Origin of the sequence: Streptomyces sp. NPDC001851 (assembly GCF_040297165.1) — a bacterium.
Taxonomy (GTDB): Bacteria; Actinomycetota; Actinomycetes; order Streptomycetales; family Streptomycetaceae; genus Streptomyces.
Genome location: NZ_JBEOYR010000001.1, coordinates 447,137 through 470,934, shown reverse-complemented (window position 1 = coordinate 470,934; position 23,798 = coordinate 447,137). Strand labels below are relative to the sequence as shown.

The 23,798-nt window shown below is 70.6% G+C and carries 25 protein-coding genes; 18 read left to right on the top strand and 7 right to left on the bottom strand.

From position 1 onward, the window contains the following. Positions 1 to 16: 16 nt before the first annotated feature. Positions 17 to 814 carry a GNAT family N-acetyltransferase gene (locus ABT171_RS02210; RefSeq protein ID WP_351238794.1) on the bottom strand — a complete coding sequence of 266 codons (798 nt, stop codon included), beginning with the start codon at positions 812 to 814 and terminating at the stop codon, positions 17 to 19. 254 nt (positions 815 to 1,068) lie between these two features. On the opposite strand from ABT171_RS02210, the gene ABT171_RS02205 reads away from it, so the two are divergent. The 6 genes from ABT171_RS02205 to ABT171_RS02180 all read left to right on the top strand — a co-directional run bounded on the left by ABT171_RS02205 (position 1,069) and on the right by ABT171_RS02180 (position 5,886). After that, complete coding sequence (locus ABT171_RS02205) at positions 1,069 to 1,530, top strand: pyridoxamine 5'-phosphate oxidase family protein (protein WP_351238792.1); 462 nt, start codon at positions 1,069 to 1,071, stop codon at positions 1,528 to 1,530. A 201-nt stretch (positions 1,531 to 1,731) separates the two neighbouring features. Further along, positions 1,732 to 2,175, top strand: a complete 444-nt coding sequence (locus tag ABT171_RS02200) for a hypothetical protein (protein ID WP_351238790.1) — start codon at positions 1,732 to 1,734, stop codon at positions 2,173 to 2,175. A gap of 9 nt (positions 2,176 to 2,184) precedes the next feature. After that, a complete protein-coding gene (locus ABT171_RS02195; RefSeq protein ID WP_351238788.1) occupies positions 2,185 to 4,005 on the top strand; it encodes an alpha/beta hydrolase in 1,821 nt (606 codons plus the stop codon). An 84-nt stretch (positions 4,006 to 4,089) separates the two neighbouring features. Beyond that, entirely contained in the window at positions 4,090 to 4,563 is a 474-nt protein-coding gene (locus ABT171_RS02190; RefSeq protein WP_351238786.1) for a hypothetical protein, read from the top strand. A gap of 91 nt (positions 4,564 to 4,654) precedes the next feature. Beyond that, positions 4,655 to 5,131, top strand: coding sequence for a serine/threonine-protein kinase (locus ABT171_RS02185; protein ID WP_351238784.1), 477 nt, complete (start codon positions 4,655 to 4,657; stop codon positions 5,129 to 5,131). A 575-nt stretch (positions 5,132 to 5,706) separates the two neighbouring features. Beyond that, positions 5,707 to 5,886, top strand: coding sequence for a hypothetical protein (locus tag ABT171_RS02180; protein WP_351238782.1), 180 nt, complete (start codon positions 5,707 to 5,709; stop codon positions 5,884 to 5,886). Between the two features lie 7 nt (positions 5,887 to 5,893). Here ABT171_RS02180 and ABT171_RS02175 read toward each other — a convergent pair whose 3' ends face one another. Then, positions 5,894 to 6,559 carry a class I SAM-dependent DNA methyltransferase gene (locus ABT171_RS02175; RefSeq protein ID WP_351238780.1) on the bottom strand — a complete coding sequence of 222 codons (666 nt, stop codon included), beginning with the start codon at positions 6,557 to 6,559 and terminating at the stop codon, positions 5,894 to 5,896. A gap of 298 nt (positions 6,560 to 6,857) precedes the next feature. Between ABT171_RS02175 and ABT171_RS02170 the strand changes: the two genes are divergently transcribed. The 8 genes from ABT171_RS02170 to ABT171_RS02135 all read left to right on the top strand — a co-directional run bounded on the left by ABT171_RS02170 (position 6,858) and on the right by ABT171_RS02135 (position 16,050). Then, positions 6,858 to 8,093, top strand: a complete 1,236-nt coding sequence (locus tag ABT171_RS02170; RefSeq protein ID WP_351238778.1) for an amidohydrolase — start codon at positions 6,858 to 6,860, stop codon at positions 8,091 to 8,093. A 278-nt stretch (positions 8,094 to 8,371) separates the two neighbouring features. Further along, positions 8,372 to 9,430, top strand: coding sequence for a BMP family lipoprotein (locus tag ABT171_RS02165; RefSeq protein ID WP_351238776.1), 1,059 nt, complete (start codon positions 8,372 to 8,374; stop codon positions 9,428 to 9,430). 242 nt (positions 9,431 to 9,672) lie between these two features. Next, a complete protein-coding gene (locus tag ABT171_RS02160; RefSeq protein WP_351239117.1) occupies positions 9,673 to 11,199 on the top strand; it encodes an ABC transporter ATP-binding protein in 1,527 nt (508 codons plus the stop codon). Beyond that, positions 11,196 to 12,323 (top strand): ABC transporter permease, encoded by a 1,128-nt coding sequence (locus ABT171_RS02155; RefSeq protein ID WP_351238774.1) that lies wholly within the window; start codon positions 11,196 to 11,198, stop codon positions 12,321 to 12,323. Before ABT171_RS02160 ends, ABT171_RS02155 begins: the two co-directional genes overlap by 4 nt. Continuing rightward, complete coding sequence (locus tag ABT171_RS02150) at positions 12,323 to 13,609, top strand: ABC transporter permease (protein WP_351238772.1); 1,287 nt, start codon at positions 12,323 to 12,325, stop codon at positions 13,607 to 13,609. The genes ABT171_RS02155 and ABT171_RS02150 overlap by 1 nt, the downstream gene beginning before the upstream one ends. Beyond that, positions 13,606 to 14,010: a cytidine deaminase gene (locus ABT171_RS02145; RefSeq protein ID WP_351238770.1), complete on the top strand. Its 405-nt coding sequence runs from the start codon at positions 13,606 to 13,608 to the stop codon at positions 14,008 to 14,010. The genes ABT171_RS02150 and ABT171_RS02145 overlap by 4 nt, the downstream gene beginning before the upstream one ends. 81 nt (positions 14,011 to 14,091) lie before the next feature. Next, the gene (locus ABT171_RS02140; protein ID WP_351239115.1) at positions 14,092 to 15,369 is read left to right on the top strand and encodes a thymidine phosphorylase; all 1,278 of its coding nucleotides are present in this window, start codon (positions 14,092 to 14,094) and stop codon (positions 15,367 to 15,369) included. 96 nt (positions 15,370 to 15,465) lie between these two features. Further along, positions 15,466 to 16,050 (top strand): Uma2 family endonuclease, encoded by a 585-nt coding sequence (locus ABT171_RS02135; protein ID WP_351238768.1) that lies wholly within the window; start codon positions 15,466 to 15,468, stop codon positions 16,048 to 16,050. Positions 16,051 to 16,057: 7 nt separating this feature from the next. Here ABT171_RS02135 and ABT171_RS02130 read toward each other — a convergent pair whose 3' ends face one another. Further along, the gene (locus ABT171_RS02130; protein WP_351238766.1) at positions 16,058 to 16,978 is read right to left on the bottom strand and encodes an AEC family transporter; all 921 of its coding nucleotides are present in this window, start codon (positions 16,976 to 16,978) and stop codon (positions 16,058 to 16,060) included. Positions 16,979 to 17,029: 51 nt separating this feature from the next. On the opposite strand from ABT171_RS02130, the gene ABT171_RS02125 reads away from it, so the two are divergent. Next, positions 17,030 to 17,416, top strand: coding sequence for an STAS domain-containing protein (locus tag ABT171_RS02125; RefSeq protein WP_351238764.1), 387 nt, complete (start codon positions 17,030 to 17,032; stop codon positions 17,414 to 17,416). Here the strand turns inward: ABT171_RS02125 and ABT171_RS02120 are convergent. Both ABT171_RS02120 and ABT171_RS02115 read right to left on the bottom strand, forming a co-directional pair. Next, entirely contained in the window at positions 17,300 to 18,313 is a 1,014-nt protein-coding gene (locus ABT171_RS02120; RefSeq protein ID WP_351238762.1) for a sigma-70 family RNA polymerase sigma factor, read from the bottom strand. The genes ABT171_RS02125 and ABT171_RS02120 overlap by 117 nt on opposite strands. A gap of 203 nt (positions 18,314 to 18,516) precedes the next feature. Next, the gene (locus tag ABT171_RS02115; RefSeq protein ID WP_351238760.1) at positions 18,517 to 19,812 is read right to left on the bottom strand and encodes an MFS transporter; all 1,296 of its coding nucleotides are present in this window, start codon (positions 19,810 to 19,812) and stop codon (positions 18,517 to 18,519) included. Positions 19,813 to 19,874: 62 nt separating this feature from the next. On the opposite strand from ABT171_RS02115, the gene ABT171_RS02110 reads away from it, so the two are divergent. Beyond that, positions 19,875 to 20,837 carry a LysR family transcriptional regulator gene (locus ABT171_RS02110; protein ID WP_351238758.1) on the top strand — a complete coding sequence of 321 codons (963 nt, stop codon included), beginning with the start codon at positions 19,875 to 19,877 and terminating at the stop codon, positions 20,835 to 20,837. Between the two features lie 22 nt (positions 20,838 to 20,859). Here the strand turns inward: ABT171_RS02110 and ABT171_RS02105 are convergent, their stop codons facing one another. Continuing rightward, entirely contained in the window at positions 20,860 to 21,621 is a 762-nt protein-coding gene (locus ABT171_RS02105; RefSeq protein ID WP_351238756.1) for an alpha/beta hydrolase family protein, read from the bottom strand. Positions 21,622 to 21,766: 145 nt separating this feature from the next. Here ABT171_RS02105 and ABT171_RS02100 point away from each other — a divergent pair, with 145 nt between their 5' ends. Further along, the gene (locus tag ABT171_RS02100; RefSeq protein WP_351238754.1) at positions 21,767 to 22,930 is read left to right on the top strand and encodes an adenosine deaminase; all 1,164 of its coding nucleotides are present in this window, start codon (positions 21,767 to 21,769) and stop codon (positions 22,928 to 22,930) included. Between the two features lie 146 nt (positions 22,931 to 23,076). Further along, entirely contained in the window at positions 23,077 to 23,445 is a 369-nt protein-coding gene (locus ABT171_RS02095) for an ATP-binding protein (protein ID WP_351238752.1), read from the top strand. A gap of 77 nt (positions 23,446 to 23,522) precedes the next feature. Here ABT171_RS02095 and ABT171_RS02090 read toward each other — a convergent pair whose 3' ends face one another. Further along, the gene (locus ABT171_RS02090) at positions 23,523 to 23,723 is read right to left on the bottom strand and encodes a PspC domain-containing protein (protein WP_351238750.1); all 201 of its coding nucleotides are present in this window, start codon (positions 23,721 to 23,723) and stop codon (positions 23,523 to 23,525) included. Positions 23,724 to 23,798 lie beyond the last annotated feature (75 nt).

Sequence of the window (23,798 nt, the reverse complement as noted above, 5' to 3'; positions counted from 1 at the left end):
TCTCTTCGACGGTTCGTCAGTGACGGATGAGTTCCAGGGCGCCGGCCGTGCGCCGGGCACCGATGCTCTCGAACAGGGCGGTGGCCGCCGCGTTGGACTCGTCCACCTCGGCCCATGCCGCGGCGGTCCCGGAGCGGTGCAGCGAACCCAGCGTGTGCGCCAGCAGCGCCCGGGCGATGCCGCGGCGGTGCCAGTCGGCTCGCACGGCGATCAGCCCGATCCGTGGCTGCCGGCTCGGCGGAGTCACCCGCACCAGTCCCACGTACGCGTCCACGTGCTGCGCCACCGCGTACTTCGACGGGTCGACCACGGTGGTCCCCGCCGGGCGGGGCAGCACCTCGGCCGGCATCGTCCGCCATCCCACGGCGGCCTCGACCTCGTCGCGGACGATGCGGTCCAGGGCGCGCAGCCGGTCCGCCGCGGCCTCGCCGGCGGGCACGATCGTCACGCCCGAGGGGGGCCGCACCGAGCCGAGTCCGGTGATCTGCGGGTCGGTGGGCACGAGACAGCCCCACTCGCGGCGTGCGGCGGTGAAACCCGCCCGCTCCCACGCGGATGCCGAGTCCTGGTCGGCCTCGTCGACCACGGTGTACAGCGGTGTGGGCAGGTCCGCCAGCATCGCGTCGGCGATGCGGTCGAAGACCGCGCCGTGCCACGCGTCGATGCTGATGAAGAGCCGCCCGTCGGGTCGGCGTGAAGCGTCGCCGCGGCCGACCGTGCGGTCGTCCTCCACGGCGTGCCACTGCGTGTCCGAGACTCGCGTGACCACCACCGGATGGTGGTCCGCGCCCGAAGTGGAATGTTCATGGTTCATAGGTGTTGCCTCTCAGGAGTGCCTTGTCCGAGGCGCTCCCGGCGACACCTACGTCAACCGCCCACCGTGACGACAAGGGGGAGCACCCACACCGATCCAGCCTTCATGGGTCTCACCTCCTCGCGTTCTCTCACGGCTGCCCAGACGGTACCAGCGGCAAGTCGGCGGGCCCAACGCATTTAAATTCCTCGGTCGTCGGGTGTAGGTCGCTCGCCTCATGCGCGCTGTGAGCCTCCTGGCTAGGGTCGGCGCTCATGCAGACCACGGGCATCACTCATCGCCGGCCGGCGGAACGCAGGCGCGACACCCTGGAACGGCTCGCCACCGAGCGGGACCTATGGGTGTCGACGGCTCACCCCGATCACGGACCGCACCAGGTGCCGCTGTGGTTCCTGTGGGATGGCCGAGCGGTGTGGCTGTGCACCAGCGCCGCCTCCGCAACCGTGCGGAACCTCCGCGAAGAACCGCGCGTGCGCCTGGCACTGCCGGACACCGCCGACGTGGTGCTCGTCCACGGGGAGGCGGAGTGCTTCCCGGACCAGAAGGTGCCCGCGGACGCGGCGGAGGCGTTCGCGGCCAAGTTCGGGTGGGACCCGCGCGCGGAAGAGGGCCCCTTCGTGTACATCCGCGTGGCGCCGAAGACCGTACGCGCCTGGCGCGGCGAGCCGGAACTGCGCGGCAGGGTCATCATGCGCGCCGGGACCTGGCTGGAGTAGCGCCGCGCCGGCAGCCGTACGTCCCTCTCCCGCTTCGGCAGCACCGGGGCGTTGGCGCTGATCACGGCGTATGAGCGGGGACCCCTTGTCGTTGTTGCCCAGGAGGCTGGTGGGACAGCCGCGTTACGATGCCCTCGACCAGGTAAGAGATTGATCTGATCCTTACCTTCTCGCTGAACGGGAGACGGGGGCGTCACACACATGTCCTGGGACGAGTGGGAGCAACTGAAGGCCCACGCGGCAGCGCGTGGCTCGACTCGTATGCAGTTAAATCACGCTTCGGACCCCGTGGGTGTGGGGTACGACCGCCTGAAGTCGAACAAGAATGCCTGGGCGAAGGCCGGTGAAGACCTGTCCGGCCTGAAGGGCGCCATCAGCAAGGCGCTGGGGAAGCTGGATGACGGGCAGTCAGGGCTGGGTGGCACGGACGGCTGCGAGTCGGCGGCGGCGCAGAAGGAGCTGCTGGCCTCCTGGAAGAAGTACGTCGGTGACGTGAGCGGCCGGTGCGACGAGCTGGCGGGTCTGCTGCAACGTACGGGGCTCGACCTGGCGATGACCGACGCGGACGTGAAGGCCGAGCTCGACAAGATCCACGGCAAGTACCAGGACACCGAGGCGCTCGGCGGCCAGACGAAGGGCAAGTGATCGACAGCCATGGATCTTGCGACGCTGAAGGCCCTCAAGCCGTCCGAGTACCAGGAAGCGGCCGACGGGTACCGGGCCACGAGTGAGATGGCCGGATCGGCCAAGGACACGATCGACAACCAGATCTCGGCGGGCATCCGCAACAAGCTCGAAGGCGAGGCGGCGAAGGCCGCCCTGCGCGAGCTGGCGGAGTTATCGAAGGACTTCCACTACGCCCAGACCGAGTGCGGGCTGGCCAGTACGGCACTGAACGGGTTCGCCTTCGACATGGCCGCGGCCAAGCGGAAGCTGGAGGCCGCCCTGGAGGACGCCAAGGCGGCCGGCTGCACCGTCGGCGCGGACGGCTCGGTCACCTTCCCGGCAGGCGGCAAGGAAGTCGACGGCAAGGTACCGGAGGGCGGCACCGTCTCCGCGAGCCCGACCCCGACGGACCCAGGGGCGGCGGCCATGGAGCGCCAGGCCGTCAACATGCACCCCAACCCCCACTTCAAGAAGGCTGTGGAGTTCGCCGACCGCATCGGCGATGCCCTGAAGGAAGCCACGGACGCCGACGCGAAGTGGGCGCCGAAGCTGCGCGCGCTCAAGGCCGACGACGACCTGGTGGTGTCCGACCGGGACTGGGCGGACGCGAAGTCGGACACGGACGGTGTCCGCGACGCGGGCAAGGACTACCTCCACTCCCTGCCGCAGCCGCCGAAGGACGGCGGCCCGAAGGACAACGCGACCTGGTGGAAGGGGCTCAGCCCCGAGCAGCAGGCGGCGTGGATCTCCCTCCAGCCCGACTCCGTCGGCAAGCTGGACGGGCTGCCCTCGTCCGTCCGCGACGAGGCCAACCGCGTCGTCTTCGACGAGACCAGGGCCCGGTACCAGCTGGACCTGGACTCGATCCCGAAGCCACCGGCCAACGAGTGGACGTACATCAACGGCGGCGGCGGTTTCGCATCCAAGGTGCACACCGATGAATGGATGGACTGGTACAAGAAGTACGGCGAGCGGTACGACCACCTCACCAAGTCGCTCAACGGCATGAAGAGCATCCAGGAGCGCTTCGACAAGACCGGTGAACGCGGGCTTCCCGAGGCCTACTTACTGGGGTTCGGCGCCGACGACGACGGCCGCGCGATCATCGCCAACGGAAACCCGGACACCGCCGACCACCAGGCGGTCTATGTGCCGGGTACGACGTCGGATCTGAACGGTATCGGGGGCAACATCGACCGTATGACCAACGTCTGGCGCAGGGCCCACGACCAGGCCGACGGCAAGACCGTCTCCACGATCACCTGGCTTGGCTACGACGCTCCGGACGACGTCGTCAAGGACGCACCGTTCAGTCACTATGCGTACGACGGCGCCCCGGCGTTCAACAAATTCCTGGACGGGCTTGGGGTGTCCCACACAGGCGACGCACCGGCGCACCGGACGCTCATCGGCCATTCGTACGGAACAACCCTGATCGGTGCCGCGGCCGAGAAGGGCACTCTCAACGCCGATGACATCGTCTTCGCGGGCAGTCCCGGTGTCAGGGTGTCCGGCGCCGACGAACTGGACGTGCCCAAGGGGCACGTGTGGAACGAGGAGGCCGACGGAGACCCGGTTCCGGACATCGGCCGCTATGGCCACGGCGGAGACTACTTCGTCATCCCGAGTGACCCGGACTTCGGCGCCCATCAGATGACGACGGACACCCATGGCCACAGCGGCTACTGGGATGTTGGTTCCACGAGCCTGAACAATCAGGCGATGGTCGTGGTCGGCAAGGGCGACAACGTGCAGTTGAAGCCGGCGCAGCCCGATTACGGGTCTGATTTCTGGAAGCACGTGAAGTAGGAGAGACCCCCTGACGTGAAGATCAAGATGGCCGTCCTCGCGGTCGCCGTGCCCCTTGCGCTCACTACCCTCACCGGATGCAGCATGACTGACAGTGACAACGGCAACGACTCCGGCAAGGTCCCGTTCGCCGGCGTGAGTACGTCGAAGGACGCCGCTGACGCCGTGGAGAAGATCTCCAGCGGTCTCTACGACCTGATCAGCGTCAAGGGCAAGGCGTCCGACAGCCGGGCGGGGGTGGAGGAGTGTGCGGGCAAGGACCGGGACACCTACTTCCGGATCTTCCACCCCTGGAGCTTCTACCCCGCGTCGGCGAGCGAACTCGACGACGCGATGCGGCAACTCAAGCGGGAGCTGCCGAAGCACGGGTGGAAGATCGTCGACTACGGCCCGGACACCAGCAGGAACAAGAACATCAACCTGACCGCCGACAACGACGCGAAGAAGGTCGGTGTCAACATCGTCCAGATGGCGAAGAACGACCCGCCCAAGCTGAGCCTGACCGTTGTCTCCGGCTGCTACAAGGTCCCCGACGGCCAAGAGGTCGAGCACTTCTAGGGCCCAAGGTCCTTGCCGCGGATCAGAGCCGGACTTCGGGGGGAGCAGGCGAACGGCGGCCGAACGGGTACAGGACCTGTATACGGCCCCGGTGATCGACAGTGACGCCGAAGGCCCGCAGCCCTGGCTCGCGACGGCGTACGTCTCCGGTCCCAGCCTCGCCGCGGCGGTCGCCGAGCACGGAGCGCCGCCCGCCCCGGCCGTCCTGCTGCTCACCGCCGGGGTGGCCGATGCGCTCCAGGCGGTGCACGGCGCGGGCATCGTGCACCGGGACCTGAAGCCCGCCAACGTCCTGCTGGCCGCCGACGGCCCGCGCGTCATCGACTTCGGCATCGCCCGCGCCGCCGACAGCACCGCGCTGACCGGCAGCGGCGTCACGGTCGGCACGCCCGCGTTCATGTCGCCGGAGCAGGCGGCGGGCCGGACCGTGGGCCCGCCGTCCGACGTGTTCGCCCTCGGGCAGATCGCGGTCTTCGCGGCGCTGGGCAGGCCCGCCCACGGCGACGGCCCCTCGCACGCCGTGCTCTACCGGATCGTGCACGAGGGGACTGGCTGCCGAGCGCGATGACCGCGACCCTCACCGAGCGCTACAAGGCTCCCCTCTCCCCACCGACCCCGCATACACAGGCCCCGGCGCCCATACCCGCGGCGCCCCAGCAGTCCCCGGCGCCCACACCGTCGGCGCGCCAGCAGCCCCCGGCGTCCTCGGGGGCCGCCCCTGCCGCGCAGCCCCGGCGCCTACACCGGCGGCGCCCTCGCCGTCCTTGGGGCCCGGCCCTGTCGCGCCCCCGCAGCCCCCGGGGCCCGCCCCTGTCGCGCCCCCGCAGTCCCCGGCGCCCGCCCCTGCCGCGCAGCCTCCGGCGCCCACACCGTCGGCGCCCCAGCAGCCCCGGCGCCCCAGCAGTCCCCGGCGTCCCTGGCGGCCGCGTCTGCCGCGCCCCCGTGTCCGCCGACGGTCGCGGCCGTACCTCAGCACCTCGGGTATCCGCCCACGGCCACGGCCGCCCCTCCTATCCCCGGACAGGCCGCCGTGCCGCACGCCCACCTGCCCGGTGCGCACCAGGCCCCCACCCGGACCGCCTGGCCCGCGCAGTCGCCGACCGGCCCCTGGTGCCGCGCCGCTCCTCGACCGAGGATCTCAGCGTGTCCTGCGGCGGACGCACCTGCTCGGTGGACGACTACGGCATCCGGATGGCCCTGCTCGACCAGGGGGAGCACGGCTCGCTGAACACGTGCGGCCGTCGGCGAGCGGGCGTCCCTCCGGCTCCACGGGTGACACGGGACGTGACCGTCTGGGGCAAGGCCGTACCGGCGGAGGAGTAGGCCGGGCTCATGATCCGCCGGCGGGCCTGCGGGCCAGCACGAACGCCCGTGGGCGCTTCTCCTCCCCGGCCGGCTCCCGGCGGACCGTCGCCACCAGCTCCAGCCCCGCCTCCACCAGCAGGCCGGCGATCCGGTCCGGGGTGCGCCAGTAGTAGTCGAGATCGATCTCGTGGCCGAAGCGCTCCGGGAGATGGAGGTGGCCGGGCTCGGAGGCCGTCTGGAAGGCGAGCAGGGCGTGGCCGCCGGGCAGCAGGGTGCGGTGGAATTCCGCGAAGGCCGCCGGCAGGTGCGTGTCGGGCACGTGGATCGTCGAGTACAGGGCGAGGATGCCGCCCAGGGTGGCGTCCGGCAGGTCGAGGGACGTCATCGAGCCGATGTGGAAGCGCAGTTCGGGGTAGGTGTCGCGGGCCAGGGCCACCATCGCGGGGGAGAGGTCGACGCCGAAGGCCGGGACGCCCAGCTCGTCCAGGAGCGCGGTGACGTGGCCGGGGCCGCTGCCCAGGTCGGCCACGGGGGCGGGGCCGGCCTGCCCGACCAGTTCGGCGAAGGCGGTGATCAGGGTGCGGTCCAGCGGATGCCGGTCACCGGCCGGGAACTGGGCGGCGTAGTCCCTGGCGATCGCGTCGTAGGAGATGCGGGTCGTCCGCAGGAAGGTCTCGGTCTCGTCGGTCACGTGTGCGGACCCTAGGCCCTGTCGTCACATTCCCGCCTGCCCGGCGGGCGGACGACGGGAATGTGACGACAGGGCCTAGGGGTACCCGGGTCGCGCTGGGGTCCGGTTCGTGGACATGACGAGCGTGACTGTGCCGAGGCGTGGTATGCGTGGAAGGAGGAAAGAAGGGTTTTACCCATCAGAGTCCGCCGCCATGCGTCCGCCGGTCAGATTTTCTTCCCCTAACGGGCTGAACTTTTGTTGATCGAGGGGTAGTTGACCAGCCGGGCGTCCTACCCTTCAGAGGGTGAAGCAATTGATGTCCCTAGAGTCCGAGGCCGGCCTCGCGGGGGATGTGCTCCCCGGTGTGCTGAGCGATGCCCTGCACGCCGAACTCGTCGCCTTCCGTCGCGACTTGCACATGCACCCTGAGCTGGGCAATCAGGAGTTCCGTACGACCGCCGCGATCAAGGAGCGGCTGGAGCAGGCGGGGCTACGGCCCCGGGTGCTCGCCAAGGGCACCGGACTCGTGTGTGACATCGGGCTCGCGGAGGGTGAGCGGTCGGCCATACCGCTGCTCGCGCTGCGCGCGGACATCGACGCCCTGCCCATCCCGGACACCAAGACGGACTGCCCGTACCGGTCGACCGTGCCCGACCGGGCGCACGCGTGCGGTCATGACGTGCATACGACCGTGGTGCTCGGCACCGGCCTGGTCCTCGCCGACCTGCACGCCAAGGGGCTGCTGCCCCGGCCGGTGCGGCTGCTCTTCCAGTCCGCCGAGGAGGTCATGCCCGGCGGTGCCCTGGACGCCATCGAGGACGGGGTGCTGAAGGGGGTCGAGCGGATCCTCGCCGTGCACTGCGACCCCCGGGTGGACGCCGGGAAGATCGGGCTGCGGCACGGGGCGATCACCAGTGCGTGCGACCGGCTGGAGATCGCCCTTGACGGACCCGGCGGGCACACCGCCCGGCCGCATCTGACCACCGACCTGGTCACCGCGGCCGCCCGGGTCGCCGTCGACGTGCCCGCGCTGATCGCCCGGCGGGTGGACACCCGGGCCGGACTGGCGCTGACCTGGGGACGGATCGAGTCCGGCCACGCGCCGAACGTCATCCCGCAGCACGCCGAGCTGTCCGGGACCGTGCGCTGCCTGGACCTGGAGGCCTGGCGGCAGGCCCCGGACATGGTGCACGCCGCCATCGACGAGGTCGCCACCCTGCACCGGGCCAAGTCCGAGATCACCTATGTGCGCGGCGTGCCGCCGGTCGTCAACGACCGCGAGTCCACCGAGCTGCTGCGCCGGGCGATGGCCGCACGGCGCGGCCGGGACGCCGTCGAGAGCACCGAGCAGAGCCTCGGCGGCGAGGACTTCTCCTGGTATCTGGAGCAGGTGCCCGGCGCCATGGCCCGGCTCGGGGTGCGCCGGCCCGGCGAGCGCACGGTGCGCGATCTCCACCAGGGCGACTTCGACGCCGACGAGGACGCGATCAAGGTCGGCGTGGAGATGTTCACGGCGGCGGCCTTCCTGGAGCCGAACGGGGTACAGGGCTGAGCACGCGGCCCCCGCGGGGGCCGTTCCCCTGGCCGGCGCAACACGCTCGCAAGCCATTCGAACACGGTGTGCGACAACGGCATGAGAGGGCCGAGAGCCCGAGTTCAGATGCTGTTTGCCTCGAATCGATAACGGCTTCGAGAGGGGGTTTTTTGCGACATCTACGCGCGTTACGATGCCGCGAAGCCGACGCCGATGGGGCGTTCCGGCCCGAGCACTGGCATGGTGCTCACATCAAGCGCCGACACGGCGCTCAGGTCAGGTGAAGGAGCCTTCCCGTGCGCCGGGTAGCCAAGCTTTCCGCTGCGTGTGCCGCCACCGCAGCCCTCGCACTGACTGCCACCGCGTGTGGCAGCACGTCCTCCGACAACACCAGCCCGTCGTCCTCCGGCGGCGGCAAGGGTGTCAAGATCGGCCTCGCCTACGACGTCGGCGGCCGTGGTGACCGTTCCTTCAACGACTCCGCCGCGCGCGGTGCCGACAAGGCCGTCAAGGACTTCAGCGGTTCCATCAAGGAGCTGACCGCGAAGACCTCCGACACCGAGGCCGACCGCGAGCAGCGCCTGCAGGACCTGGCGGACGCGGGCTACAACCCGATCGTCGCCGTCGGTTTCTCCTACGCCCCGGCCGTGGAGAAGATCTCCGCGAAGTACCCGAAGACCAACTTCGGCATCGTGGACTCGGTCGTCAAGGGTGCGAACGTCAACAGCATCACCTTCACCGAGGAGCAGGGCTCCTACCTGGCCGGTGTCGCCGCCGCGCTGAAGACCAAGAAGGACCACGTCGGCTTCATCGGCGGTGTCGACAACCCGCTGATCCTGAAGTTCGAGGCGGGTTACGAGCAGGGCGTGAAGGCCACCAACCCGAAGGTGAAGGTCGACGTCCAGTACCTGTCCCACGGCCAGGACTTCTCCGGCTTCTCCAGCCCCGACAAGGGCCAGCAGGCCGCGCAGGGCATGCTGGACAAGGGTGCCGACGTCATCTACACGGCCGCCGGCTCTTCGGGCAACGGCGCGATCGAGGCCGTCCACGGCGCCAAGGGTGCCTGGGCCATCGGTGTGGACTCCGACCAGTACAACATCCCGGGTCTCGCCCAGTACAAGAGCTCGATCCTGACCTCGATGGTCAAGAACGTCGACGTCGGTGTGTACGACTTCATCAAGTCCGTCAAGGACGGCAAGCCGCTGACCGGCAACAACGTCTACTCGCTGGCCAAGGACGGTGTCTCGCTGGCCACCAGCGGCGGCTTCATCAAGGACATCCAGCCCAAGCTGGACGCCGCGAAGAAGGACATCGTCGACGGCAAGATCAAGGTCAAGACCACCCCGGGCCACTGACGGTTCCGGTCGGTTCCGACGGTAGGTTCCGACCGACGGTTCCGACCGGCTCGTAGGACCTCGGCTCGGCGAGGGAAAGCCGTTCCAGCGGCCCTCGCCGAGCCATAACAATGTGTCAACTCTACGCGTGTAGCGCGGAGTTGCCGCGCTAGCGTCGCCGACGCCTGCCACCTCCCCCACGCAGCCCCTTTCCCCGAGGAGAGTGCGCCATCAACGCGTCCAGCCCTCCCGCTGCCGTCGAACTGCGCGGCATCACCAAGCGTTTCCCCGGCGTCGTCGCCAACCGCGACATCGACATCACGGTCCGCACGGGCACCGTCCACGCCCTGTGCGGTGAGAACGGCGCCGGCAAGTCCACCCTGATGAAGATCCTCTACGGCATGCAGCAGCCGGACGAGGGCACCATCACGATCAACGGGGAGCAGGTCGTCCTGCACAACCCCGGCGACGCCATCGCCCGCGGCATCGGCATGGTGCACCAGCACTTCATGCTCGCCGACAACCTCACCGTGCTGGAGAACGTCGTCCTCGGCGCGGAGAAGCTGTACGGCATCGGCGGCAAGGCCCGCGCGAAGATCAAGGAGATCTCCGACGCGTACCACCTGAACGTCCGCCCGGACGTGCTCGTGGAGGAGCTGGGCGTCGCCGACCGCCAGCGCGTGGAGATCCTCAAGGTCCTCTACCGAGGCGCCAAGACCCTCATCCTGGACGAGCCGACGGCCGTGCTCGTACCGCAGGAGGTCGACGCCCTCTTCGACAACCTGCGCGAGCTGAAGGCCGAGGGCCTCACCGTCATCTTCATCTCCCACAAGCTGGGCGAGGTGCTCTCCGTCGCCGACGAGATCACCGTCATCCGGCGCGGTACGACGGTCGGCACGGCCGAGCCGTCCCACACCACCCCCAAGCAGCTCGCCGAGATGATGGTCGGCAGCGAACTGCCCACCCCGGAGACCGCGGAGTCCACCGTCACGGACGTCCCGATGCTGAAGGTCGAAGGCCTGCACCTCGCGCAGACCGACCTGGAGGGCATCGAGCGGATCATCCTGGACCAGATCTCCTTCACCATCCACAAGGGCGAGGTCCTCGGCATCGCCGGCGTGGAGGGCAACGGCCAGTCGGAACTGGTCGAGGCGATCATGGGCATGCGCCACCCCGACACCGGCGTGATCACGCTCGACGGCACCGACATCTCGCACTCCGCCACCCGCGACCGCCGCGAGGCCGGCATCGGCTACATCCCCGAGGACCGCCACCGCCACGGCCTGCTCCTCGAAGCCCCGCTGTGGGAGAACCGCATCCTCGGCCACGTCACCGAGAAGCCCAACTCGCGCGGCGCGCTCCTCGACATCAAGGCGGCCCGCGCCGACACCGAGCGGATCGTCGAGGCGTACGACGTCCGCACCCCCGGCATCGACGTGACCGCCGCCTCGCTGTCCGGCGGCAACCAGCAGAAGCTGATCGTCGGCCGCGAGATGAGCCACAACCCCAAGCTGCTCATCGCCGCCCACCCCACCCGCGGTGTGGACGTCGGCGCGCAGGCGGCCATCTGGGACTACATCCGCGAGGCCCGCCGCGAGGGCCTGGCCGTACTGCTGATCTCCGCCGACCTGGACGAGCTGATCGGCCTCTCCGACACCCTGCGGGTGATGTACCGCGGCCGCCTGGTCGCCGACGCCGACCCCGCCACCATCACCCCCGAAGAGCTGGGCTCCGCCATGACGGGTGCGGCCACCGGCCACCTGGAGCACACAGAGGACGACGAGCGATGAACAAGCTGACCTCACGGATCGACAAGGAGCGGCTGTTCCTCGGCATCGCCGCGCCGGTGCTGGCGGTCGTCGCCGCGCTCGTCGTCACCGCCCTGGTGATCCTCGGAACCGGCAAGAACCCCGGTCCCGCCTTCAACGACATGCTGACCTACGGCTTCGCCAGCGACAGCCAGGTCTACATCCTCAACAAGGCGACCACGTACTACCTCGCGGGCGTCTCGGTGGCCATCGGCTTCCGGATGAACCTGTTCAACATCGGCGTCGACGGCCAGTACCGGCTCGCCGCGTTCTTCGCCGCGGTCCTCGGCGGTGCGCTGGCCCTGCCCGGCTGGCTCTCCATCCTGCTGATCCTCATCTGCGCGATGGCGACCGGCGCCCTGTGGGCGGCCATCGCGGGCGTGCTCAAGGTGACCCGCGGCGTCAGCGAGGTCATCTCGACGATCATGCTGAACTCGATCGCCACCGCGATCATCGCCTACCTGCTGCAGCCCGGAAAGCTGGCCCAGCTCCAGCAGGGCGGCACCGTCGTCGCCACCAAGCCGCTGCCGTCGGCCTCGCACTTCTTCACCATCGACACCGGCCCGGCCGGCGTGCTGTGGGGCTTCATCTTCATCGCCGTGTTCGTCGGCATCGCGTACTGGTTCGTGCTCGGCCGCACCCGGTTCGGCTACGACCTGCGCACCGTCGGCCAGTCCGAGAGCGCGGCCACCGCGAGCGGTGTGTCGGTGAAGAAGATGGTCGTCACCAGCATGATCATCTCGGGTGCGGTGGCCGGCCTGATCGGCATGCCGACCCTGCTCAACGACAGCTACCAGTTCAGCAGCGACTTCCCGACCGGCATCGGCTTCACCGGCATCGCCATCGCGCTGCTCGGCCGTAACAACCCGATCGGCATCGCGATCGGCGCCCTGCTCTGGGGCTTCCTGGAGCGCACCACCAACCACCTGGAATTCCAGGGCTACGACAAGGAAATCCTCGGCGTCATCCAGGGCGTCATCGTGCTGTGCGTCGTCATCGCCTACGAGGTCGTACGCCGCTACGGCCTCAAGCGCCAGCAGCAGAAGGTCGGCGCCGAACTCGCCGCCCAGGCCGCCGCCACGTCGAAGAAGCAGGAGGTGGCGTGATGACTGCCACGATGACCGACACGCCGCCGCCCGCGGCACCCAGGGCGGCGGGCGCGCCGCAGCGCTCGGGCCGCTCCCTCGGCCAGATCCTCGTCATCGTCGCGGGGGCGCTGCTGCTCCTGGCCGCCGTCCGCATGATCACCGGCTCGCAGGACCTCGACTCGGCCGGGCAGGTCAGCGCCGCCCTCGGGCTCGCCGTGCCGATCGGCCTCGCCGGTCTCGCCGGCCTGTGGTCCGAGCGCGCCGGTGTGGTCAACATCGGCCTCGAAGGCATGATGATCCTCGGCACCTTCGGCGCGGGCTGGGTCGGCTGGCAGTCCAGCCCCTGGCTCGGCCTGCTGGCCGGCATCGGCTTCGGCGTCCTCGGCGGCCTGCTGCACGCCGTCGCCACCGTGACCTTCGGCGTCGACCACATCGTCTCCGGTGTCGCGATCAACCTGCTCGCGCTCGGTGCCACCCAGTACCTCGCCAAGCTGTTCTTCGCCGGCGGTGCCGCGGCCAACGCGGGCGGCAACCCCAAGCAGTCCCCGCCGGTCGGTTCGCTGCCCGACGTCACCGTGCCCGGCCTCTCCGACGGCCTGCACACGATCGAGAACCACCACTGGTTCCTGGTCTCCGACCTCGCCGGCATCCTCGGCGGGCTGGTCACCCACCTGTCCGTGATCACGGTCCTGGCCGCGCTGCTCTTCGTCGCCAGCTGGTGGATCCTGTGGCGCACCCCGTTCGGTCTGCGGCTGCGCTCCTGCGGTGAGAACCCGACCGCCGCGGAGTCGCTCGGCGTCAACGTCTACACCTACAAGTACGCGGCCGTCGCCGTCTCCGGCGGCCTCGCCGGCCTCGGCGGCGCCTTCCTCGCCCTGGTCACCTCGCACACCTACCTGGAGGGCCAGACCGGCGGCCGCGGCTACATCGGCCTCGCGGCGATGATCTTCGGCAACTGGCGCCCGGGCGGCCTGGCGATGGGCGCCGGCCTGTTCGGCTACTCCGACGCGCTCCAGCTGCGCAACGGCGGTACCACCGTGCACGCGCTGCTGCTCCTGCTGGTCGTCCTGCTGGTGGCTCTGGCAGGCTGGAAGCTGTACCGCAAGGCGATGCTGCAGGGCGTGCTCAGCCTGGTCATGGCCGCGCTGGTGCTGGTCTGGTACCTGCTCACCGACGAGGTCCCGAGCGACTTCGTGGGCGCCACCCCGTACGTCGTCACCCTGCTCGTGCTGTCCCTGTCGGCGCAGCGCCTGCGGATGCCGAAGGCGGACGGCATGCGCTACCGGAAGGGCCAGGGCAAGTGACGCGGCAAGCCGCCGGTTTCGACTGGGAGGCGCTGCGGGAGGTGGCGCGGGAGGCGATGACCCACGCGTACGCCCCCTACTCCGGCTTCCCGGTCGGCGTGGCGGCCCGGGTCGACGACGGCCGCACGGTCACCGGCTGCAACGTCGAGAACGCCTCCTACGGCCTCGGGCTGTGCGCCGAGTGCGGCCTGGTCTCGGACCTGCAGCGCACCGGCGGCGGGCGCCTGACCCACTTCACCTGTGTGGACGGTGAGGGCGCCCTGCTGGTCCCGTGCGGCCGCTGCCGTCAGCTGCTGTACGAGTTCGGCGGCCCGGACCTCCTCCTGGACACCCCCGCGGGCGTCCTGACGCTGTCCGAGATGCTGCCCCAGGCCTTCGGCCCGGAGAATCTCACCAAGTAACGCCGTACGGCCCCCTGACCCGCATCAGCGCAGGGGGCCGTACCCTTCGCACCTCCCGGAAGGAAGCCCTCAGCCATGGCCATGGACGCCATCTCCGTCATCCGTACCAAGCGGGACCGCGGCGAGCTGACCGACGAACAGATCGACTGGGTCATCGACGCGTACACCCGCGGCGAGGTCGCCGACGAGCAGATGTCCGCGCTCGCCATGGCGATCCTGCTCAACGGCATGAACCGCCGCGAGATCGCCCGCTGGACAGCGGCCATGATCGCCTCCGGGGAGCGCATGGACTTCTCGGCCCTGTCCCGCCCGACGGCCGACAAGCACTCCACGGGCGGTGTCGGCGACAAGATCACCCTGCCCCTGGCGCCCCTCGTGGCGGCCTGCGGCGCCGCCGTCCCCCAGCTCTCCGGCCGCGGCCTCGGCCACACCGGCGGCACCCTGGACAAGCTGGAGTCGATCCCCGGCTGGCGCGCCCTGCTGTCCAACGAGGAGATGCTGCACGTCCTGGACACCACCGGCGCGGTGATCTGCGCGGCGGGCGACGGCCTGGCGCCCGCCGACAAGAAGCTCTACGCCCTGCGTGACGTGACCGGCACGGTGGAGGCGATCCCGTTGATCGCGTCCTCCATCATGTCCAAGAAGATCGCCGAGGGCACGGGCTCCCTGGTGCTGGACGTCAAGGTCGGCACGGGCGCCTTCATGAAGACGATCGAGGACGCGAGGGAACTGGCGTCCACGATGGTGGGCCTCGGTACCGACCACGGCGTGAAGACGGTGGCCCTCCTGACCGACATGTCCACCCCGCTCGGCCTCACGGCGGGCAACGCCCTGGAGGTCCGCGAGTCGGTCGAGGTCCTGGCCGGCGGCGGCCCGGCGGACGTGGTCGAGCTGACCGTCGCCCTGGCCCGGGAGATGCTGGACGCCGCCGGGATCAAGGACGCCGACCCGGCGAAGGCCCTGGCCGACGGCTCGGCGATGGACGTCTGGCGCCGGATGATCGCGGCCCAGGGCGGCGACCCGGACGCCGAGCTGCCCACGTCGAGGGAACAGCACGTGATCAAGGCTCCGTCGTCGGGCGTCCTGACCCGCCTGGACGCCTACGACATCGGCGTCGCCGCCTGGCGCCTGGGCGCCGGGCGCGCCCGCAAGGAGGACCCGGTGCAGGCGGGCGCGGGCGTCGAGATGCACGCCAAGCCGGGCGACACGGTGACCGAGGGCCAGCCGCTGCTGACCCTGCACACCGACACCCCGGAGCGCTTCGAGTACGCCCTGCAGGCGGTGGAGGGCTCCTACGACATCGCAGCGGCGGGTACGGACTTCACGCCGTCGCCGGTGGTGCTGGAACGTATCGCCTGACCAGGGGATTTCCCTTTCGGGTGAAGGGGACCGGTGGACCGCCGCCGGTCCCCTTCGGCATGCTGGGATCGGTGACGCACCGATAGGAGAACCGCCATGAGCGCACTCACCGTGAGCCAGGACCCCGACCAGAACTGGGACGACCTCGTCCGGTACTGGGAGGAGATGGAATGGCCCGAGGGCAGCAAGGTGGAGATCATCGAGGGGATCATCACCGTGTCACCTTCTCCCGCGTTCCGCCACAATGTGATCGCGGCCCGCATCCAGCGTCGCCTCTACTCCGTGATCCCTGAGGACTGGGAAATCTTCCAGACTCAGTCGATCGCCGTACCGTCACGGCTGGGCATGCTCATTCCGGACCTGTTGGTGACGCCGGTGCAGGAGACCCCGGAGACGGACTCCTACATCCCCGCCGCCCTCGCCGAACTGGTCGTCGAGGTGACCTCCAGGTCCAACGCCCGCCATGATCGCGTCAGCAAGGCCGCCGCCTACGCCACGGCAGGCATCCCGCTCTACCTCCTCATCGACCGCTGGGCCCCCGGCGGCCCCACCGCGACTCTCTACGGGGAGCCGAAGGGCGATGTCTACCGGGTCCTCAGTGCAGTGAAGTTCGGCGATCCTATCAAGCTCCCCGCGCCGTTCGACCTGACGATCGACACCGGCGAGTTCCCCGTCGACTGACCGGACGTCACCCCAGCACCGCCGCCACCCCCACCAGAACCGGCACCGACACCACCGTCGACAGCAGGATCGACTCCCGGGCCAGGCCCTCGGCCACGCGGTAGCGGCAGGCGTACGTGAACAGGTTCTGCGCGGCCGGGAGTGCCGAGGTCACCACCACGTCCAGCAGGGGTGCGCCGTGCAGGCCGAAGACGCCGCGCGCCAGGGCCCAGGCCACGAGCGGCTGACCCAGTGCCTTCAACGCCACGGACAGCAGGACCGGTTGACGGTCCCGCCCCCGGCCCGGGGCCGAACTGCCGTGCAGCGAGATGCCGAAGGCGAGCAGCGCCGCCGGGACGGACATGTTGCCGATCAGCGTGAGGGGGTTCATCAGCGGGCCGGGGACCGTCCAGCCCGCCGCCGACACCACGACCCCCGACAACGAGCCCACCGCTATCGGATTCCGCAGCGGTGTCAGCAGGCGCCGCCACACCGCGCCCTTCTCGCCCATGCCGGACAGGTCCAGGACGGTGAGCGCGACCGGGGCCACCAGGACGACCTGGAAGAGCAGCACCGGCGCCACCAGCGACGCGTCGCCCAGGACGTACGCCGCGATCGGGATGCCGAGATTGCCCGAGTTGACGTAACCGGAGCACAGGGCGCCGATGGTCGTACGGCCCACACCCCAGCGTCGTAGCACGCCGGCCGCCACGAAGACCCCGGACACGGCGGCCGTACTGAGCGCCGTCACCAGCAGGCGGGCGGAGAAGAGGACCGAGAGGTCGGCGCGCGCGAGCGTCGTGAAGAGGAGCGCGGGGCCCGCCACCGTGAAGGCCAGCCGCGTCAGCACCTCACCACCCTGCGCGCCGAGCGTGCCACGACGCCCCAGCACATAGCCCACCCCGATGACGACCGCGATCACCGCGAACCCGCTCAGCACCCCCGTCACACGGCCAACCCTCCGGGGAGAGGCGGGGACCGGTCAATGTGATCTGTGCCGATGAGTTACGCCCGGCCCGCCGGTCTACCGCATGTGGAGGCCAAGGAACCCGGCGTGCTCGTGCTGTCCGGCCCCGTCACCCGTGACGAGGTGGCGGGGCTGTGCGCGCGGGTGCAGGAGCTGCTGGCGGGCAGCCGGGCCCGCGTCGTCGTGTGCGATGTGGGCGGGCTCGGGCCGCCGGGGCTGGCCGTCGTCGATCTGCTGGCGCGGCTGGAGCTGGCCGCCCGCCGGGCCGGCGGGCGGATCCGGCTGCGGGACCCCGGTCCCGCGCTACCCGCCCTGCTCGACGTCGTCGGCCTCCGCTTCCAGACGGAGGGGCAGGTCGAACAGCGGGAACCAGCGCTTGGTGTCGAGGAAGCAGTGGAAACCGGCGATCCGGCCCTCTGACAGCTCCAGCACCTGCACCGCCCACGGGCTGAACCCGCCGTTCTCCGGGTCCGGCTTGTAGTGCGCGAACCCGGGCAGGCCGTTCACCTGGACCGGCAGCAGACGGGAGCCGGCGCAGGAGGCGCCGAGGGTGGTCATGAAGCCGGTGATGTCGGCCGGGCCGCGCAGCCACAGGTCGAACGGCGGCATCGTCATGACGGCGTCCTCCTGGAGCAGCGCCGTCAGCGCCGTCATGTCGTACCCCTCGAAGGCCTTCACATAGCGCTCCAGGAGCTTCTGCTGCTCCTCGTCGAGCGGGTCGGACACCGCGCCCTCCGGGCCCGCGTCCGCGCGCTCGGCGAGCGTGGCCCGCGCCCGCTGCAACGCGCTGTTGACCGAGGCGACCGTGGTGTCCAGCAGCTCGGCGACCTCGCTCGCCTTCCAGGCCAGCACCTCGCGCAGGATCAGCACCGCCCGCTGCTTGGGCGGCAGCTGCTGGAGGGCCGCCATGAAGGCCAGCCGGACCGACTCCTTGGCGACGGCGGCCTCCGCCGGGTCCCCGGCCGCCGGCAGCACCCGCGCGTCCGGCATCGGCTCCAGCCATGTGTGGTCCGGCCGGGGGGACAGGGCCGCCTGGGCGAGCGGGGTCGACTCGGTGAGGTCCATCGGGCGCGCCCGCTTGTTGCCCGCCGTCAGCATGTCCAGGCACACGTTCGTCGCGATCCGGTACAGCCACGAGCGGAGCGAGGAGCGGCCCTCGAACCTGTCGTAGCTCCGCCAGGCCCGCACCAGGGTGTCCTGCACCGCGTCCTCGGCCTCGAAGGAGGAGCCGAGCATCCGGTAGCAGTACCCGGTCAGCTCGGTCCGGTGCTTCTCCAGTGCGACGTCGAGGTCCGCCGTCGCCGTGTCGTTGCCCATCGTCCACCCACCCCTGTGGCCGTTCCCGTGGCGTGTTCTCGCGCCACTTGGGAAGCTACCGCAGGGGACTGACAACGGCGTCCCGGGGGAGAAAAGGCGCAGGCCGGGGTGGGATGCCCAGGAGCTCGGATGGTGCCGGTTCCGGGCGGCCGCGGGATCGTCGTGGTGGTTCGCGCAGTTCCCCGCGCCCTCCGGGGCGGGCCTCAGTGGGCGTTGGCCACGACCGAGCGCCGCGCCGCCACCCGTGCCGCCCGGGTGCCCAGCACCGTGATGGCGACGACCCCGACGACCGCCAGCAGGCCGACCCCCACCGTGCCGCCCCAGCCCTCCGCGTGGAACGCCGTCGCGCCGACCGTGCTGCCGACGCTGGAACCGACGTAGTACATCGACTGGTACAGGGCCGAGGCCTGCGCGCGGCCCCGGGTGGCGGTCTTGCTGACCGCCGAGGAGGCCACGGCGTGGCCCGCGAAGAAGCCCGCCGTGATCAGCACCAGACCCAGCAGGACCAGCGGCAGCGAGGGCGCCAGCGAGAGCAGCAGGCCCGCCGCCGTCGTACCGCCCGCCAGATACAGCGCGCCCCGGCGGCCGAGCCGGCCCACCAGACGGCCCGCCGTGGACGCCGACACCGTACCGACCAGGTAGACCAGGAAGATCGAGCCGACGATGCCCTGCGGCAGCCCGAACGGCTGCTCCGTCAGCCGGTAGCCGATCACCGTGTAGACACCGCCGAACACCGTCATGAACAGCGCGCCGATCGCGTACAGGCGCCGCAGCAGCGGGTTGGCGAGGTGGTCGCGGACCGTGCCGAGCAGCACGCGGGGCCGCAGCGAGCCCGCCCTGAAGTGCCTCGGGGCCGGCAGCAGCAGCCGGAACGCCACCGCGCACACCACCGCGACCGCGCCGATCACGCCGACCGAGACCCGCCAGCCCCACTCCTGGGCCACCCAGCCGGTGATCACCCGGCCGCTCATGCCGCCGACGCTGTTGCCCGCGACGAACAGGCCGATCGCCGTGACCAGCGCCTTCGGCCGGACCTCCTCGGCCAGATAGGCCTGCGCCGAGGCCGGCAGCCCGGCCAGCGCCGCGCCCTGCACCGCCCGCAGCGCCACCAGCGCGCCGATCGACGGCGCGAACGGCACCAGCAGGCCGACCGTGACCGCGACCGCGAGCGAGGCCGTCATCACCGTACGGCGCCCGAAGCGCTCCGACAGGGCGCTCATGGGCAGGACGAACAGGGCCAGTCCGCCGGTCGCGGCCGCCACGGTCCAGCTCGCCTCGCTCGCCGGGACCCCGAACTCGCCGGAGATCAGCGGCAGCAGGGCCTGCGTGGAGTAGAGGAGGGCGAAGGTGGCGACTCCGGCGAGGAAGAGGGCGAGACTCATCCGGCGGTAGCCGGGGCCGCCCGGGGTCATACGGGAGTCGGAAGCAGGGGAGTCGACGGCGGGGACGAGCGCTGCGGCGCCCACGGTGGTGGGCGCCCCGGTACTGGCGGGAGACATGCCTCGACCGTAGGAGGGCCTGTCTGATCCGTCCAATGCATGAATTCGCCATAATCGTTCCCATGGCGCATCAGCAGAGCTCACAGGGCCGCCTGTCACCATCCGGTGACACAGAAGACATGTCTGAGATGTCGCGGGTGCTCGCGCCGCGCCTCGCGTACTTCGCCGGCGTGGCCCGCACCGAGCACGTCACCCGGGCCGCCCTCGACATGAACGTCCCGCAGTCCACCCTCTCGCGCGCGATGGCCCGCCTGGAACAGGACCTGGGCGTCGACCTGTTCGCCCGCCACGGCCGTACGGTCTCCCTGACCCCGGCCGGCCGCACCTTCCTCACCTCCGTCGAACGCGCCCTCGCCGAGATCGAGCGGGCCGCCGAGGAGGTGCGCGCCGACGCCGACCCCGCCACGGGCAAGGTCGCCTTCGGCTTCCTGCACACCATGGGCGCCGAGACCGTCCCCGGCCTCCTGCACGCCTTCCGCGCCGACCACCCGCGCGTCCGCTTCAGCCTGGTCCAGAACTACGGCGAGGCCATGCTGGACCGGTTGCGCGCCGGTGAGCTGGACCTCTGCCTCACCTCACCCGTGCCCGACGCCCCGGACCTGGTGGCCCGCCGCCTGGACGAGCAGAAACTCCGCCTGGTCGTACCCGCCGACCACCGCCTGGCCACCCGCCGCCGCATCCGCCTCGCCGAGGCCGCCGAGGACACCTTCGTCACCCTGGAGCCCGGCTACGGCCTGCGCCGCATCTTCGACGCCCTGTGCCGCGAGGCCGGCTTCCGCCCGAAGGTCGCCTTCGAGGGCGAGGAGGCGGAGACCCTGAGGGGACTGGTGGCGGCTGGGCTCGGGGTCGCCCTGCTGCCCCCGCCGACCGTGCCGAGGCCCGGGGTGGTCGAACTGGCGGTGACGGCCCCCAGGGCGGTCCGTGAAATCGGCGTGGCGTGGCTGGCGGACCGCCCCGACACCCCACCGGTGGCCGCCTTCAAGAAGTTCCTCCTCTCCAGGAGGGGCAACCTGCTGCCCACGTGAGGGCCACGAACCGAGGCGCGCTCTACCGCTTCCAGGACCTGCCGAACCCCGCGGCCAACGGCATCCGGAGCCCGATCGGCGGCGGAGCGGCGAGCGCGTCCGCGACGGGGCGGGACACCGCGTGCCCGAACAGCGCCCCCATCATGAAATCAACGGCCAGACAGGCAACCTCGTCCCGGTGCCCCTGCAACCCGTGTCCATCGGAGTGCACTTCGAACCGGCACACCTCCCGGTTCGCCTTCTTCGCCCGCGCGGCGAACCGGAACGACAGCTCGGGATCGGTCCGTTCGTCGTTCGTGCCGTGCACGATCAGCACCCGCCGCCCCACCAGCTGCTTCACCGGTTCTGCGGGGGCGGCCACATCCTCCTCCGGCAGCCAGGGAGCCAGCGCCACCACGGAGTTGACGGCTTCGTGTCCGCCCGCCCGCAGTGCCGCCCGGCCGCCCATGTCCACCCCGATCAGGCAGACGGGCACGTCCCCGTACCGCCGTACGATCTCGTCGGCGCCCCACTCGGCGTCCACCGCCAGGTGCGCCTCGCTCCCGTTCCAGCCCCGGTAGCGGTATCGCACGGTGTGCACGGCCAGCCCCTCGGCCCGGCCCGCCCGCGCGAGACGCCGGCCCAGCGAGTGCAGCGCGATCGTCGCCCGCACGGGGGACGGCCGGCGGGCGGAGACCTCCTCCCCGCCGGGGAGCAGCAGCACCGCTCCGCTCACCCCCGTCGGCACGGGGCCGATCGCCTTCCCCAGCCCGGCCGTTCGGACCGGTGTCGCTTGCTGTCCCATGACAGAACAGTGTCAGAAGGGGCGGTGTTCAAAACCCGTACGTGCGGTCACCGTTGCGTATCGACGGGAAAGCGCCGGAAAAGTGCTGTGAAAGAGCCGTCGCGTTCACCGGTACCTCTACGCGCGTAGGCGTTAGAGTGCGGAAATGACGAGCCAGACTGCACCAAGTGGGGCCGTTCCGGCACCGGACCAGATCCGCCGGGCACCCAAGGTTCTGCTGCACGATCATCTCGACGGCGGACTCCGCCCCGGAACCGTCGTCGAACTCGCCCACCAGACCGGCTACTCGGACCTTCCCGAGACCGACCCGGACAAGCTGGGCATCTGGTTCCGCGAGGCCGCCGACTCCGGCTCGCTGGAACGGTATCTGGAGACCTTCAAGCACACCGTCGGCGTGATGCAGACCCGGGAGGCGCTCGTCCGGGTCGCCCGCGAGTGCGCCGAGGACCTCGCCGAGGACGGGGTCGTCTACGCCGAGGTGCGGTACGCCCCCGAGCAGCACCTGGACGGCGGGCTGACCCTGGAGGAGGTGGTCGAGGCCGTCAACGAGGGGTTCCGGCAGGGCGAGCGGATCGCCCGGGAGAGCGGCCGGCGCATCCGGGTCGGTGCCCTGCTGACCGCCATGCGGCACGCGGCCCGCTCCCTGGAGATCGCCGAACTCGCCAACCGCTACCGGGACCTGGGTGTGGTCGGCTTCGACATCGCCGGCGCCGAGGCCGGCTATCCGCCCACCCGGCACCTCGACGCGTTCGAGTATCTCAAGCGCGAGAACAACCACTTCACCATCCACGCCGGCGAAGCCTTCGGGCTGCCCTCCATCTGGCAGGCGCTGCAGTGGTGCGGCGCCGACCGGCTCGGGCACGGCGTACGCATCATCGACGACATCGAGGTCGGTGAGGACGGCTCGGTGCGGCTCGGCCGGCTGGCGTCGTACGTCCGCGACAAGCGGATTCCGCTGGAGCTGTGCCCCAGTTCCAATCTGCAGACCGGGGCCGCGTCCTCCTACGCCGAGCACCCGATCGGGCTGCTGCGCCGACTCCACTTCCGGGCCACGGTGAACACCGACAACCGGCTGATGTCGCACACGAGCATGAGCCAGGAATTCGAGCGTCTCGCCGAGGTGTTCGGTTACACGCTCGACGATCTTCAGTGGTTCTCGGTCAATGCCATGAAATCGGCGTTCATTCCTTTCGATGAACGACTTGCGATGATCAATGACGTCATCAAGCCGGGATATGCGGAACTGAAATCCGAATGGCTGTTTCAGCAGACGGTCTCCACCAGGGGTTCTTCCGGTTCGGCGGGATAAGGACGGCTCGCGGGGGGCGCGGCTTGTGAACGGGGGTTCACAAGCCGTCCGCATTTCGGTGTTTGCGGCGGGCGATCGGGCGTGTTTACGGTCGTGGACCGTTCATCGTTTTTGTTCCGTCCCCTCATGGCAAGGACGCATTTCCCATGAAGCACTCCGCTGTCAGGACCCTCGGTGTCGCCGCCCTCGGTGCCGCCTTCGCCGCCGTCGGCGCGGGCGCGGCCCACGCGGCCCCGGCGGTACCGGACACCGCCCCGGCGCTGGACGGCGTCACCAGGACGCTGCCGGCCGGGAACGTCGGCACGGCGCAGCCGGGCACCGCCGACGCCCTCACCCGGGGGCAGGACGCCCTGGGTGCCGGGGTGGCCGCCGCGCAGCCGGCCGTCGAGAGCGCGCTGAGGCAGGGAGCGACCGCGCCGGTGCACAGCCGCCTCGGCGGACTGCCGGTGCAGGACCTGCCCACGCACAGCCTGCCCACGCGCGGCCTGCCGGTCGACGGGGTTTCCCTCGGCTGACGCCGACTGCCGTATGCCGCCGTCGGGGCGCCCCGGTCAGGTCCGGGAGCGCCCCAACGGCGCTTCCCGTACGGCGGTCACCAGGCGGTACGCGTGCTGTCCTCCGCCGGCAGCAGGATCCACAGCGCTATGTAGAGCAGGAACTGCGGGCCGGGCAGCAGGCAGGACAACAGGAAGATCACGCGCATCGTCGTCGGGGAGGTGCCGAAGCGCCGGGCCAGCGCTGCGCACACTCCGCCGAGCATGCGGCCGTGGGTAGGACGGACAAGGGCGCTCATGTCGACTCCTCCGTGTCGTCGGTTCGCTGTCGTCGGATGTCTTCAGCTGTCTTCGACGGTACGGAGACGAAGCGG

Bases quoted from the DNA above. Each gene is read 5' to 3' on its own strand.
- ABT171_RS02155 (WP_351238774.1), top strand. From the start codon at position 11,196: ATGAACAAGCTGACCTCACGGATCGACAAGGAGCGGCTGTTCCTCGGC.
- ABT171_RS02120 (WP_351238762.1), bottom strand. From the start codon at position 18,313: ATGGGCAACGACACGGCGACGGCGGACCTCGACGTCGCACTGGAGAAG.
- ABT171_RS02205 (WP_351238792.1), top strand. From the start codon at position 1,069: ATGCAGACCACGGGCATCACTCATCGCCGGCCGGCGGAACGCAGGCGC.
- ABT171_RS02100 (WP_351238754.1), top strand. From the start codon at position 21,767: ATGACGAGCCAGACTGCACCAAGTGGGGCCGTTCCGGCACCGGACCAG.
- ABT171_RS02200 (WP_351238790.1), top strand. From the start codon at position 1,732: ATGTCCTGGGACGAGTGGGAGCAACTGAAGGCCCACGCGGCAGCGCGT.
- ABT171_RS02135 (WP_351238768.1), top strand. From the start codon at position 15,466: ATGAGCGCACTCACCGTGAGCCAGGACCCCGACCAGAACTGGGACGAC.
- ABT171_RS02190 (WP_351238786.1), top strand. From the start codon at position 4,090: ATGACTGACAGTGACAACGGCAACGACTCCGGCAAGGTCCCGTTCGCC.
- ABT171_RS02210 (WP_351238794.1), bottom strand. From the start codon at position 814: ATGAACCATGAACATTCCACTTCGGGCGCGGACCACCATCCGGTGGTG.
- ABT171_RS02110 (WP_351238758.1), top strand. From the start codon at position 19,875: ATGGCGCATCAGCAGAGCTCACAGGGCCGCCTGTCACCATCCGGTGAC.
- ABT171_RS02115 (WP_351238760.1), bottom strand. From the start codon at position 19,812: ATGTCTCCCGCCAGTACCGGGGCGCCCACCACCGTGGGCGCCGCAGCG.
- ABT171_RS02125 (WP_351238764.1), top strand. From the start codon at position 17,030: ATGAGTTACGCCCGGCCCGCCGGTCTACCGCATGTGGAGGCCAAGGAA.
- ABT171_RS02195 (WP_351238788.1), top strand. From the start codon at position 2,185: ATGGATCTTGCGACGCTGAAGGCCCTCAAGCCGTCCGAGTACCAGGAA.
- ABT171_RS02150 (WP_351238772.1), top strand. From the start codon at position 12,323: ATGACTGCCACGATGACCGACACGCCGCCGCCCGCGGCACCCAGGGCG.
- ABT171_RS02090 (WP_351238750.1), bottom strand. From the start codon at position 23,723: ATGAGCGCCCTTGTCCGTCCTACCCACGGCCGCATGCTCGGCGGAGTG.
- ABT171_RS02170 (WP_351238778.1), top strand. From the start codon at position 6,858: ATGTCCCTAGAGTCCGAGGCCGGCCTCGCGGGGGATGTGCTCCCCGGT.
- ABT171_RS02095 (WP_351238752.1), top strand. From the start codon at position 23,077: ATGAAGCACTCCGCTGTCAGGACCCTCGGTGTCGCCGCCCTCGGTGCC.
- ABT171_RS02105 (WP_351238756.1), bottom strand. From the start codon at position 21,621: ATGGGACAGCAAGCGACACCGGTCCGAACGGCCGGGCTGGGGAAGGCG.
- ABT171_RS02140 (WP_351239115.1), top strand. From the start codon at position 14,092: ATGGACGCCATCTCCGTCATCCGTACCAAGCGGGACCGCGGCGAGCTG.